Here is an 11,639-nt window from a genome sequence, read left to right as displayed (position 1 = left end):
GCCGGGCGGGGGCACATCCGTCGAGCCGCCCGCGCGCAAGCGGGAGTTCCGGGCGCACGAGCTGGCGGAGGCCGCCGGGATCACAGCGCGCACGCTGCGCTTCTACCGCGAACGCAAACTCCTCCCGCCGCCCCGCCGCGAGGGCCGTATCGCCTGGTACGGCGAGCACCACCTGGCGCGGCTGCACAGCATCACCGCGCTGCTGGCCCGCGGCCACACCCTCGGGGGCATCGCCGATCTGCTGGACGCCTTCGAGAAGGGGCGCGACGTACGCTCGGCCGCCGAGGTCATGGGGCTGGACAGCACCGTGTTCACGCCGTTCTCCGAGGAGACCCCGGTCCGCCTCAGCCCGGAGGAGCTCGCCGACTACTTCCAGGGCGACGTCACGGCCGAGAACCTGGCCGCCTCCCTGGACCTCGGCTATGTCGCCATCGACGGCGACGAGTTCGTCCACACCAGCCGCCGCCTGCTGGAGGGCTCCGCCGAACTGGTCGCCAAGGGCATCCCGCTGGCCGACGTACTGAAGGCGGCCCGCGAACTGCGCGCCCAGACGGACGAGATCGCCGCCACCTTCGCCCGCATCTTCCGCTCCCACCTGCTGCCCCAGCAGCACACCACCGACCCGGCCGAGCTCAACGACCTGCTCGCCCGCCTGGCTCCGCTCGCCAAACAGGTCGTCGAGGCGGAGCTCGGCCTGGCCCTCGACCGGCGGGTGCGGGCAGAGCTGGAGGGCTGGCTGGGTGTAGGAGGGCTGGACGTTGGTGACGCCGATCCGGAGCCGTGATGCGGGTGGCTGACCGCCTGCTCCGCTGTGCGGTCGGTGATAGTCGTAGTGGATGTTCCACACGCTGAGCGCGGCAGTCCGCTCGTCCTCGCTGGCGAACTCGCGGGCGTAGAGGAGTTCTTCGACCAGGATGCGTTAGTAGATGTAGCCGCGTCTTGCACCTGCGGTCTTGGCACGGTTGACGGCTCGATTTTCGTCGCTGTCGCGGCCGTGGATGCGCCAGCCACCGCCCTCGGGGATTCGGCCGACCTTCTTCACATCGAGGTGGGCCATGTGGCCGGGCCAGCGGGCAATGATCCTGCGCGGCTTGCGGTTGTTCTCGCCGTTGGGGTCGAGGAATCGGCGGCTTGCCCAGCCCCAACCGCGTGAGGTGTCCGGTGGCGGTGCGGCGGTTGATCACGTAGCCGAGGTCGGCCGGCTCGTCGGTGATCCGTTGGGCGGACCGCTTGTGGTCCCGCCGCCAGCTCTCGATCTGTTCGACGACCCAGTGCGGGGTGGCCTTCGGGCTGCGATGTGGGACCGAGGAACGATTCGACGAGTCTCCGTCGTCCTTCCAGGCTCAGCGGAGCGTTGGAACGGGTCACCACGGCCCCACCTCAGGCAGCGCGTCAGGGCCTCCGGCGAGTTCGACCGACATCGGCCCGTCCGTGGCGATCATCGCTTCACCAGGTTCAGGATCAGCGTGGCGACATCCTCCGGAGCCTCCTCGGCCATGAAGTGGCCCGCCTGGGTGGTGAAGTGCTGAAGGTCGCTGGCCCACGGCCGCCAGATCGCGGTGGCGTCGAACCCCAACTGCCGGCCCCAGTCCTGCTGGACGACAGTCACCGGCATGGTGAGCCGGTTGCCCGCGTCGAGGTCGGCCTGGTCATGCTCGATGTCGACCGTCGCGGTTGCGCGATAGTCCGCGACGATCGAGGGAACAGCGTCCCGGCATGCACGAAGGTACTCCGCGCGTACGTCCGTCGGGATCGCGTCGGAGCTCATGGACCAGATATCGAGGAAGTGGCCGAAGAACGCGTCGGCGCTGCCGGCGATCATCTGCTCGGGCAGACCGGGCGGCTGGGCCATCAGATACAGGTGGAAGGCCACTGCCGCCCTGACCCCGTGGAGGACGTTCCAGGTGTCCAGAGTGGGAACGATGTCCAGGAGTCCCAGGTGGCTGATCCGATTCGGGTGATCCAGGCCGACCCGGAAAGCAACATGCGCGCCGCGGTCGTGCCCGACCAGCGCGAACCGGTCGAACGCGAGTGCGTCGGCCAGGCCGACGATGTCCGCGGCCATCGTCCGCTTCGAGTAGGTGTCCTCAGCGACCGCTTCCGGCTTGCTGCTGGCGCCGTAGCCGCGAAGATCTGGACAGACCACGGTGTGGCGCTCTGCCAGGACGGGAGCGACATGCCGCCACATCAGGTGGGTCTGGGGAAAGCCGTGGATCAGCACGAGGGCCGGTCCTGCTCCACCAACCGCCGCGTTCAGTTCAACGCCGTCGGCTACACCGATCGACCTGGTCTCGAACCCCTCAATGATGATGTCCATCGTGATCGTCTCCTTCTCCCATACTCGTGAGCTGCTGCCGCTACACGCGAAGGCATGAACGAGAGGAGGATCGGAGAGCTGGGTTAGCAGTAGATCAGCAGCGGCAGCCCGGAACCGTCGACAATGAGGACATGGAGATCCTCGTCAAGGTGCTCGGACCGATCGAGGTCACGGATACCGAGGGCCGCCCTGTAGCGGTTGGCAGCCAGCGCCGCCGCGAGCTCCTGGGACGGCTGGTCGCTGCCGGCGGCCGGGCCCTCCCTCTTCAGGTGCTCGTCGACGATCTCTGGGAGGACCCCCCGCCCACGGCGGCCGGGGCGGTCCGCACCTTTGTCGCCGAGCTGCGCCGCGCCCTTGAACCTGATCGACTTCCGCGAACCCGGTCGCACGCCATCGATACCGTCGGTACCGGATACGCCCTGCGGATTCCACGGGCACACGTCGACGCCCACCGCTTCGAGGACGCCCTTCGAGCCATGCGCGACCAACCCAGCGGCCAGGTTGCCGGTGTGCTGAGCGAAGCCCTCTCGTGGTGGCAGGGTGAACCGTACGCAGACCTCGACGCCTCGCCCTGGCTGATGGCAGAGCGCGCCCGGATGACAGAACTTCATCGTCAAGCCGTCGAGCTGCGCGCCCGGGCGGTGCTCGACCTCGGACGTGGCGCGTCTCTCGTCCCGGAGCTGGAGGTGCTGGCAACGGCACACCCATGGCGGGAGCATGCCTGGGTCCTGCTTTCCCATGCTCTCTACCAAGGTGGCCGCCAGGTCGATGCGCTGGCCTCGCTGCGGGACGCGCGAGCCAGGCTGCTGGATCAGTTCGGGCTGGAATCGGTGGACAGTCTCGACCATCTCGAACGTGACATCCTCCGGCGCGCTCCGCACCTCACGCCCGCGCCCCGGGACGAGGACCGGCTGCGCCTGCTCACGCGCACAGAAGCGACGGGGACCTACACCCGGCTGCGCTCGATGAGCACCGTCGCCAAGGCCGCCGCAGTCACAGGCGGCACCAACCTGGTACTTGCCCAAGAGCAACGCGCCGCGGCAGCCGCGGAAGCGGAACGGACTGGAGACCCCGGCCTGACCGCCCGTGTGATCGCGGCCTACGACGTCCCCACCATCTGGACGCGCGCCGACGATCCCGGACAGTCCGAGGCCCTCGTCGCGACCACCCGACGCACTCTGCACCGCCTTGGACCAGGGGCTCCACCCGCGCTTCGCGCACGTCTGCTCGCCACCATCGGGCTTGAGCATCGCGGGACCCGCGACCGCTGGGCCGCGGAGGCGGCGACCGAAGCCGAACACATTGCCCGCGACCTGCACGACCCCAACGTGCTGGTCCTCGCGCTCAACGCCAAATTCGTGCAGACCTTCCAGCACCCCGGGCGCACCAGCGAACGCGACATGATCGCCGGCGAACTCATCGATCTCTCCACGCGACACGATCTCCCGATGTTCGAGATCCTCGGCCACCTGATCAAGATCCAGGTTTACGCGGCTCGCGGCGGCACTGAGGCCGCTCAGCGCCACGTCGTGGCGGCCGAACACCTCGCCACCATCCACGAGGCCCCGCTCGTTCACATTCTCACCGCCGCTTTCCGCACCATGCGGCTGGCAGAACGATCGACCGACTCCGCCGAAGTCGCTCACGCCTATCGCACCGTAGCCACCGACCTCGCCGGAGCCGGCATGCCAGGGGTAGAAGCCGGCATTTTCCCGCTCGCGCTCCTCTCACTCCGCATGCGCCACCAACGTCCCGCGCCAACCGACCCCGACCTCGACTGGGGCCCCTACCGTCCCTGGGCCCAGCCCCTCCTCCACCTTGCCGGCGGCAACCTCGAAGCGGCCCGCCACGCGGCCGCCACCCTGCCCACACCCCCCGCTGACCACCTGTACGACTCGCTCTGGGCCGTCAACGCACACACAGCGATCCTGCTCCAAAACGAATCACTGGCCACACAAGCGCGCGACGCCCTCTCCGCCCTGCGCGGCGAGATCGCGGGCGGAACAACCGCCGTGATCACCTTCGACCCCGTCAACGACATCCTGGCCACCCTCGATCAGTACCTCAATCGGCGATAACTCCCACCCTTCGAACCGAGTCCCCGCCTTGGTGAGAACGGTCGCGATGTTCCCCAGGAAGAAGTTCACGAGCTTCCCCATGGGGATCCCGGACGCGGCTCCGTCGGGACCAGGCCCCTGCCGGAGCCGCTCCGCACTTCAAGCCGCTCGGTTCAGTTGTCCGGCGTCGCCGGGGTCTCCAGCGTTTGCTTCATCACGAGTGCTCCCTGGTCGACCATTTCGGCGATAGGGCCCGCGAGGTCGTGTGGCGTCACATCGGTGATCCAGACGAACCGGCTGTGTTTCTCTCCGTCGGCGAAGACCTGCATCGACGCGTGATGGTGCCTCGGCGCCAGTGACCCGCCGACCACCGCATAAGCGACCCGGCGGGCTTCGTCGTCGATGTCGACGAGAAGCTCATGCACTACGACGCCGTTCGCGAAGGTCACGACCCTGATATCCGCCTCGAGATGTGTGTCTGTTACGAAGCCGGGTACCAGGCGCCGGTGTATCTCGCCGACATCGCGGACCGCCGCCCAGACGTTGTCGGGGGCGCTCTCGACCAAGAATTCCTTGTGGATGTGAGCCATGCGTGGTCTCTCCTGTCTGGTGCGTGGTCAGTCGCCGGTTGTGAGGCAGAAGGGGTGCCCCTCGGGATCGGTGAGCACCACCCACTGGCCCTCGCCGGGCTGGAACTCGGGCTTCGCTGCCCCGAGGGCGAGCAGCTCCTTGGCGGCGCTCTCCAGGTCGGTGACGGTGAGGTCGAGGTGCGCGTGCTTGCGGGCGTCGGGCCACCCTGTCGCCTGGTAGCCCTCGATGCGCACAAAAGCGATCTGCACCGGACCGCCGTTGCCCAGGGAGGCGAAGTCCTGGTCGCTGTAGGTGATTTCCCAGCCGGTGGCCTTCCTGTAGAACTCGGCGAGCATGGTCGGATCGGTGCAGTCGATGACGACCGCGGTGAACTCCGCGAGAGCGGGCATGCCGAGGACCCCTTCGTGTGGGTGCTGGTGATGTGTGACGTGCCCTGCCCGTACCGATGACGCGGCTACGGTGCACTGGGCCGGGCGGCCGGGCCGGGCACGTCGACCAGCCTGCTCGCGGCAGTGGGTCCCGGTCTTGAACATCCTTGCGCGGGTGATTGTCAGAGCCACGGCGTAGCGTTCAAGGGTGCTCGCAGCCTCCGCTCTCGCCTCCCGACCCGACTTCAGTATCACGGCTGTGACATGCCAGGAGGGCCATGCGCGCTGGTCGGAGCCCGAAGTACGTGACGATTACCGGGTGGTGCTCGTGCGTCGTGGCCGATTCCGCAGGCGTGCCGGCGGAATCGACGCCGATGTCGATTCGACGATGGCCTATGTCGGCGTACCGGGCGAGGAAGAGCACTTCGCCCACCCTGCCGGAGGCGACGACTGCACCTCCATCAGCCTGACGCCGGCGCTCTGGCGCGTCATGGCAGGTGACGTCGCGCGCCTGGCCGCACAGAGCGTGTATGTCGATGCCCGCCTCGACCTCACCCATCGCCGGCTCCTTGCGACCGCCCGGACCGGGGACGTCGACTACGCGCTGGCGGAGGAATTGCTCAGCCTGCTCGCCACCACCGTCGGCCAGGTCGTCTCCGGGCCCACACCGCTCGGCACGCAAGCCCCTGGAAACGAAGCGGCTCTCGCCGCAGCGGCCCGCCAGGCGATCACCGAAGGCCACCCGGCCTCGGTCGGCTTGCTCCCGCTCGCAGAAATGCTGGGCGTCTCGCCCTACCGCCTGAGCCGATCCTTCAGCCGCGAACTGGGGGTGTCAGTGACCCGCTATCGCAATCGCGTGCGCATCGGCCGCGCCCTCGACCGCCTGGAGGAGGGCGAGAACAGCCTCGGCGCGCTCGCCGCAGACCTCGGCTTCGCCGACCAGGCACACCTGTGCAGGACTATGCGTCAGTACCTGGGCCGTACACCCACGGCACTGCGACACCTGCTCGCCCCTGAGGCCCCTTGACGATCTCCGTTACCGGACAATCTCTCCGCTGGGGAATTACGTGACGCACAGGACGTCGAACGTGGGGAATTGACGTCGACAACTGGCTTGCGTCAACAACGTCCGGCCCCGCAACAGCTAGGCGGAGAGCGGGCGGACGGGGAGGGACTTGATGCCGTGGATGAAGTTGGAGACTAGACGGCGCACTTCTCCTTCTGCTTCTCCTTCTGCTCCTCCCGCGGCTCCTCCCCCGCGTGTTCTGCCTGGCAGCAGCTCGTACGGCGGCAGCAGCCCGGCGGCCTCCTGGTGCAGTACGCGCAACTGAAGGCGGGCGAAATGGGCGCCCAGACAGACGTGCGGGCCCTCGCCGAACGCCAGGTGCGGGTTGGGCGTGCGGGACAGATCCAGGGTGTGCGGCGCGGAGAAGACCCGCTCGTCGTAGTTGGCGGAGGCGTGGAAGACCACCACCTTTTCCCCCGCACTGATGCGACGTGACGACAGTTCGAGATCGCGCACCGCAGTGCGCCGGAAACTGAGCACAGGAGTGTGCCAGCGCAACAGCTCCTCCACCGCGACGGACTGCGCCCTTACGTCGCCCTGCTGCACCAGCTCGCGCATGGTGCGCTGCGCCTGCGGCTGCTCCGCCAGTGCGAGCAGTCCGCCCGGTGCCGCGCTGCGCACCGTGTCGTTGCCCGCGACAGTCAGCAGGAAGAAGAACATCTCCAGCTCGGCGCCGGTCAGTTCATGGGCGAGCGCTGTCATCACGTCGTCCGCCGGGTGCGCGCGCTTGTGGGCCGCGAGCCGGCGCGCGTAGTCGAACATCTCCTGGAGCATGGCGGGCGACCGGGGGTTGGCCGGACGGCCGTCAGGACCGAGCACGGTGCGGGCCTGCTCGGGATCCTGGTAGCCGATGATCCGCTCCGTCCACTCCAGCAGCAGGCCACGGTCCGAGGCCGGTACGCCCAGCAGGTCCGCGAGGTTCAGCAGCGCGAAGTCGTCGGTGACCGTGGCCACCAGATCGCAGCTGTCCCCCTCCCGCATCGTCTCGGCCGCCGCCGTCAGGGACCGCCTGGCCCGCGCCCGTACGTCCGCCTCGAACCGCTCCACCCGGCGCCGGGTGAAGGCCCGGCTGACCAGGGTGCGCAGCCGGTTGTGCGCGGGCGGATCCTGGTTGAGCATCATCCGGCGGATGAACGGCAGATCCTCCGGATCCGGGTCCCGGATCTGGGTGGCTCCCTCGTAGGAGGAGAAGTCCGCGGGCGAGCGCAGCACCCGCAGCACGTCCGCGTGCCGCGTCACCGCCCAGAACCCCGGCCCCGCGGGCCAGCCCAGCACCTCGTACTCCTGCTGCCACGCCACCGGATCCCTGTCCCGCAGGGTGCGGAACGCCTCGTGCGGCAGGCCGCCGGCGTAGCGGCGCGGATCGAAGACATCCACATCCGGCTCGTACGCCGCCTCCGCAGCGCTCATCGCGCGTCCTCCACAGCGCTCATCGCGCGTCCTCCGCAGCGCTCATCGGGAGTCGTCCGCCGCATTGCTCATCGGGGGTCGTCCTCCGCGCGCAGGAAGTCCTCCACGGCACGCACCGTCTCCAGCGGCGTCTCGTCGATCGGGTAGTGCCCCGCGGCAGGCACCTCCACCAGCTCGGCAGCCGTGTACCAGCGCAGCCACGTCGTACGGACCACCTCGGCCGACAGCACCGGGTCGCCGTCCCCGACCACCAGCCTTACCGGCACCCGGCAGCCCTGTACCCGCTCGTGGAAGTCCTCCAGGGCCCAGGAGTCGAGCCAGGCGCGGAAGGCGGTGGGGTCGGTGCACGACAGTGACCGCTCGACCATGAGGTCCAGCCAGGCGTCCGGGCGCCGGTTCCCGGTACTCAGATCGATGATCGTCCTGCGGTTTTCCGGGCGCTGTGCGGCCTGCGCGAACAGTTCCCAGTGCTCCCCTTGGAGCGGCACCCCGCTCGCGGGCACCGGCGCGACCCCCACCATCCGGCGCACCCGCTCCGGCGCCGCCAGCACGACGCGCTGGATGACCGCGGCGCCCATCGAGTGCCCGACGAGTGAGAACCGCTCCCAGCCGAGGGCGTCCGCCAGGGCCAGGACGTCCTGTGCGGCCTCACCGGTCGTGTAGGCGCCCGGGACCTGACGCGCCTCCCCGTAGCCGCGCAGATCGGGCACCGCGTAGCTGAACGTGGCCCTGTCGAGGACGTCGAAGACCGGCGCGTACGCCCTCCGGTCCGCGAACCAGCCGTGCACGGCGATCACATGGTGCGCACCGTCCCCGATCCGCGCTGCGGGCAGTACGACGGCACCGCCCGTTCCTCCGTGCTCGGTTCCCGACCCCGCAGCGTCCATGGCGCCCTCCCCCTGCGCACGGCGGAACCCGACACCCCGCCCGGCTCCACGGTGACCCCCCGCGACCCCGCCGCACAAGAGCACGGCGGGGGCCCAAGAAGGCTCAAGCACCGAAGTCCACGGTCACCGGCGCATGGTCGCTCCACCGCTCGGCGTGCGTCGCGGCCCGCTCCACGTACGCCTTCACCGCGCGGCCCGCGAGTCCGGGCGTGGACACGTGGTAGTCGATCCGCCAGCCCGTGTCGTTGTCGAAGGCGCGCCCCCGGTACGACCACCACGAGTACGGGCCCGCGACCTCCGGGTGGAGCGCGCGGACGACATCCGTGTAACCGCCCTCGGCCGGATCGAAGACGCGGGAGAGCCAGGCGCGCTCCTCCGGCAGGAACCCGGAACTCTTCTTGTTGCCGCGCCAGTTCTTCAGGTCGGCCTCCTGGTGGGCGATGTTCCAGTCACCGCACACCAGCACCTCACGCCCGGCCGCCGCCGCCCGCTCGCGAAGGTCGCACAGGTAGGGCAGAAAGGCCGCCATGAAGCGCTCTTTCTCGTCCTGCCGCTCCGTACCGACCTCCCCTGAGGGCAGATACAGGCTGGCCACTGTCACGCCGGGCAGATCCGCCTCCACATAGCGGCCGGACTTCTCGAACTCGGCCGTACCGAACCCCACCCGCACACTGTCGGGCTCCCGCCGGGTGAGCAGGGCGACACCGGCCCTGCCCTTCGCGGAGGACGGCGCCCAGAAGGCGTGCCAGCCCTCCGGAGAGCGCACCGCCTCGGGCAGCTGCTCCGGCTCAGCACGGACCTCCTGGAGGCAGACCACGTCGGTGTCGGTGGCCGCCAGCCACTCCACGTAGCCCTTCTTGGCCGCTGCCCGCAGCCCGTTGACGTTCACCGTGCTCACCTTGCGCAAAACATGCTCCCCATCGGTACGCGGACGCCCTGCACCCTGCGCGGCCGCGCTACGCGCTCACGACCGGCGGCAGCATTCCGCCAGGCGCGAAAAGACCCGGACACCTTACGATGCCGGAATGCAGATCGTTCCCGCCCATTTCGATCATCCGGACGCCCGGAAGCTCAACGAGATCGTGCTCCAGGAGTACGCGGTGCGCTACAACAATCCGGAAGGCGACGCGACGCCGCTGGACGCCGCGATGTTCCAGCCGCCGCGCGGGCTGTATCTGCTCGGCTACGACGAGGAGCAGCGTCCCGTGGCCACCGGCGCCTGGCGCTCGATGGACGCCGCACAAGGGCCGGACGAGGAGGACGAGAACTACGCGGACGGCGACGCCGAGATCAAGCGCATGTTCGTCGTCCCTCAGGCACGTGGCCAGGGCCTCGCCCGCCGGATCCTCGGCCTGCTGGAAGCGGACGCACGGGAGGCGGGGCGCACCCGCATGGTGCTGGAGACGGGCCTGAAGCAGCCGGAGGCCATCCAGCTGTACACGTCCGCTGGGTACGAACCGGCCCCGGAGAAGTTCGGCCACTACAGGTTCCACGAGGAGAGCCGGTGCTTTGTGAAGCCGCTCCGCTGAGCGGCTTCACTGAGCGGCTTCACTGAGCGTCCCCTCTCCCACCCCGTGCGAAGTCGGCGGCCTCCGCGATCCCGCACTCCTCCACCGAGACCACCGGCACCCCGGGTCCGGGCTGCCCGGCCGCGCCGGTCCGCTCTCCCGACAGATGCGCGGTCAGAGCGCGCCCCGGCGGCAGCTCCACCCACCGGTCGGCAGCCGTCGCACTGAGGGTCGCCGTCATCTCCTCCCAGCGGACCGGAAGGGCGACGGAGCGGGCCAGGTCGTCGAAGACGGCGTTCGCGTCCCCCTCCAGGCACGCACCGCTCGTGCAGGCCACATAGGGCAGCCGATGCGCGCGGCGCGGAATCGTCGCCAGGTGCTGTGCCATCCGGATACCGATGTCGTGCGGCGGCTCCTCGGCCCGCTCCAGCAGTTCGGCCCGCAGTCGGACGGCCCGCAGCGCCTCCGGGAAGGTGAGCAGCCCGGCTACGACAGCTGCCGCGTAACCGCCCAGCCCGTGCCCCGCCACGACGGCCGGCCGTACGTTCTCGTCCTCCATCAGTGCTCTGGCTCCCGCCACCCCGGCGACCAGCAGGCACACGTGCCGTGCGACCTCGGACTCCGCCAGTGCCTCGGCGGTGTCCAGCTGTGCGACCCCTCCGGGGTGGCCCCACTCGGCCTCGGCGAGCACGGTCGCCGAGGCGGCGGTGTCAGGCAGCCGGTGCAGCATGCCGGCACGCAGCGAGCCCGGCCCGGGAAAGAGGAACGCGACGTTCATGGGGCCACCCTCACCCGCCGCACCCCTGCCGTGCCAGTCGCAGCACCGGACGTATCGTCTGCCGGGCACCTGCCGGACACCCCCGGGTCCCGCCCGGCGGAGCAGCAGGTCACAGCGCCGGTGCCGGGCTGCGGATGCTGTCCGCCGAAAGAGCGCCGATGGTGGGCATATGACGGAAAACATCCTGTGTGCCGACTTCACCGAGCGGGGCACGCTGGCTGCACTGCACGCGCTGGACAGGCTGGACAGCGCGCACGACCAGGGCGCGCTGGAGCTGCGCGAGGCGCGGGTGGTCGTCCGGGACGCGGACGGGAACGCCGAGGTCGTCGGCGAGGTGGACCACATCAGCGGCGCCACGGGCTGGGCCGTGGGCGGGCTGGTCGGTGCACTGCTGGGCCTGGTGGGCGGCCCGAAGGGCGCGCTGCTGGGCTTCGGAGCGGGCGGGCTGATCGGCGGCGGCCACGACGCCCGCCGGGTGGTCGAGACGAACGAGGGGCTGGAGGAGCTGACCGCGGAGATCCCGCCCGGCAGCACGGTGGTGGTGGCCGACGTGAAGGAGACGTCCACCGGCCCAGCGGACAAGGCGCTGGGACCGGGTGTCAGCCGCTATCTGGCCACCACGGTGCGCCAGGAGCTGGAGGACATCCTCTCCACCCC

12 protein-coding genes and 1 pseudogene are annotated in these 11,639 nt (G+C 69.8%); 5 read left to right on the top strand and 8 right to left on the bottom strand.

All coding sequences use genetic code 11. The annotated features are described in order from the left end of the window. Nucleotides 1–61 precede the first annotated feature (61 nt). Nucleotides 62–784, top strand: coding sequence for a MerR family transcriptional regulator (locus ITI46_RS30140; protein ID WP_209243100.1), 723 nt, complete (start codon nucleotides 62–64; stop codon nucleotides 782–784). Here ITI46_RS30140 and ITI46_RS30135 read toward each other — a convergent pair. Both ITI46_RS30135 and ITI46_RS30130 read right to left on the bottom strand, forming a co-directional pair. Continuing rightward, nucleotides 740–1,316, bottom strand: a pseudogene (locus tag ITI46_RS30135) (integrase core domain-containing protein); the annotation flags it as partial. The gene ITI46_RS30140 and the pseudogene ITI46_RS30135 overlap by 45 nt on opposite strands. Before the next feature lie 122 nt (nucleotides 1,317–1,438). After that, nucleotides 1,439–2,317, bottom strand: a complete 879-nt coding sequence (locus ITI46_RS30130) for an alpha/beta fold hydrolase (protein ID WP_209243098.1) — start codon at nucleotides 2,315–2,317, stop codon at nucleotides 1,439–1,441. A 131-nt stretch (nucleotides 2,318–2,448) separates the two neighbouring features. Between ITI46_RS30130 and ITI46_RS30125 the strand changes: the two genes are divergently transcribed. Further along, nucleotides 2,449–4,395 carry an AfsR/SARP family transcriptional regulator gene (locus ITI46_RS30125; protein ID WP_209243097.1) on the top strand — a complete coding sequence of 649 codons (1,947 nt, stop codon included), beginning with the start codon at nucleotides 2,449–2,451 and terminating at the stop codon, nucleotides 4,393–4,395. A 152-nt stretch (nucleotides 4,396–4,547) separates the two neighbouring features. Here the strand turns inward: ITI46_RS30125 and ITI46_RS30120 are convergent, their stop codons facing one another. Both ITI46_RS30120 and ITI46_RS30115 read right to left on the bottom strand, forming a co-directional pair. Then, nucleotides 4,548–4,964, bottom strand: coding sequence for an SRPBCC family protein (locus tag ITI46_RS30120; protein ID WP_209243096.1), 417 nt, complete (start codon nucleotides 4,962–4,964; stop codon nucleotides 4,548–4,550). Nucleotides 4,965–4,991: 27 nt separating this feature from the next. Then, nucleotides 4,992–5,354, bottom strand: coding sequence for a VOC family protein (locus ITI46_RS30115; protein WP_209243095.1), 363 nt, complete (start codon nucleotides 5,352–5,354; stop codon nucleotides 4,992–4,994). Between the two features lie 238 nt (nucleotides 5,355–5,592). On the opposite strand from ITI46_RS30115, the gene ITI46_RS35920 reads away from it, so the two are divergent. Continuing rightward, nucleotides 5,593–6,360, top strand: a complete 768-nt coding sequence (locus ITI46_RS35920; RefSeq protein ID WP_307808382.1) for a helix-turn-helix transcriptional regulator — start codon at nucleotides 5,593–5,595, stop codon at nucleotides 6,358–6,360. A gap of 117 nt (nucleotides 6,361–6,477) precedes the next feature. On the opposite strand, the gene ITI46_RS30105 is transcribed toward ITI46_RS35920, so the two are convergent. The 3 genes from ITI46_RS30105 to ITI46_RS30095 form a co-directional block, all read right to left on the bottom strand. Continuing rightward, a complete protein-coding gene (locus ITI46_RS30105) occupies nucleotides 6,478–7,809 on the bottom strand; it encodes a cytochrome P450 (RefSeq protein WP_209243094.1) in 1,332 nt (443 codons plus the stop codon). A 68-nt stretch (nucleotides 7,810–7,877) separates the two neighbouring features. Then, nucleotides 7,878–8,696 (bottom strand): alpha/beta fold hydrolase, encoded by an 819-nt coding sequence (locus ITI46_RS30100; RefSeq protein WP_209243093.1) that lies wholly within the window; start codon nucleotides 8,694–8,696, stop codon nucleotides 7,878–7,880. A gap of 103 nt (nucleotides 8,697–8,799) precedes the next feature. Continuing rightward, nucleotides 8,800–9,603, bottom strand: coding sequence for an exodeoxyribonuclease III (locus tag ITI46_RS30095; protein ID WP_209243092.1), 804 nt, complete (start codon nucleotides 9,601–9,603; stop codon nucleotides 8,800–8,802). 118 nt (nucleotides 9,604–9,721) lie between these two features. Between ITI46_RS30095 and ITI46_RS30090 the strand changes: the two genes are divergently transcribed. Further along, on the top strand, nucleotides 9,722–10,225 hold the full coding sequence (locus ITI46_RS30090; RefSeq protein ID WP_209243091.1) for a GNAT family N-acetyltransferase: 504 nt from the start codon (nucleotides 9,722–9,724) through the stop codon (nucleotides 10,223–10,225). Between the two features lie 19 nt (nucleotides 10,226–10,244). On the opposite strand, the gene ITI46_RS30085 is transcribed toward ITI46_RS30090, so the two are convergent. Next, nucleotides 10,245–10,982, bottom strand: coding sequence for an ACP S-malonyltransferase (locus ITI46_RS30085; protein WP_209243090.1), 738 nt, complete (start codon nucleotides 10,980–10,982; stop codon nucleotides 10,245–10,247). Between the two features lie 169 nt (nucleotides 10,983–11,151). Between ITI46_RS30085 and ITI46_RS30080 the strand changes: the two genes are divergently transcribed. After that, nucleotides 11,152–11,639, top strand: a 488-nt coding sequence (locus ITI46_RS30080) for a DUF1269 domain-containing protein (protein WP_209243089.1), incomplete at its 3' end; no start/stop codon positions are given.

The sequence above is a fragment of the Streptomyces oryzae genome (genome assembly GCF_017676365.1).
Taxonomy (GTDB): Bacteria; Actinomycetota; Actinomycetes; order Streptomycetales; family Streptomycetaceae; genus Streptomyces; species Streptomyces oryzae.
Note: the sequence above shows the minus strand (reverse complement) of the source record. Positions and strands in the feature narration are given on the sequence as shown.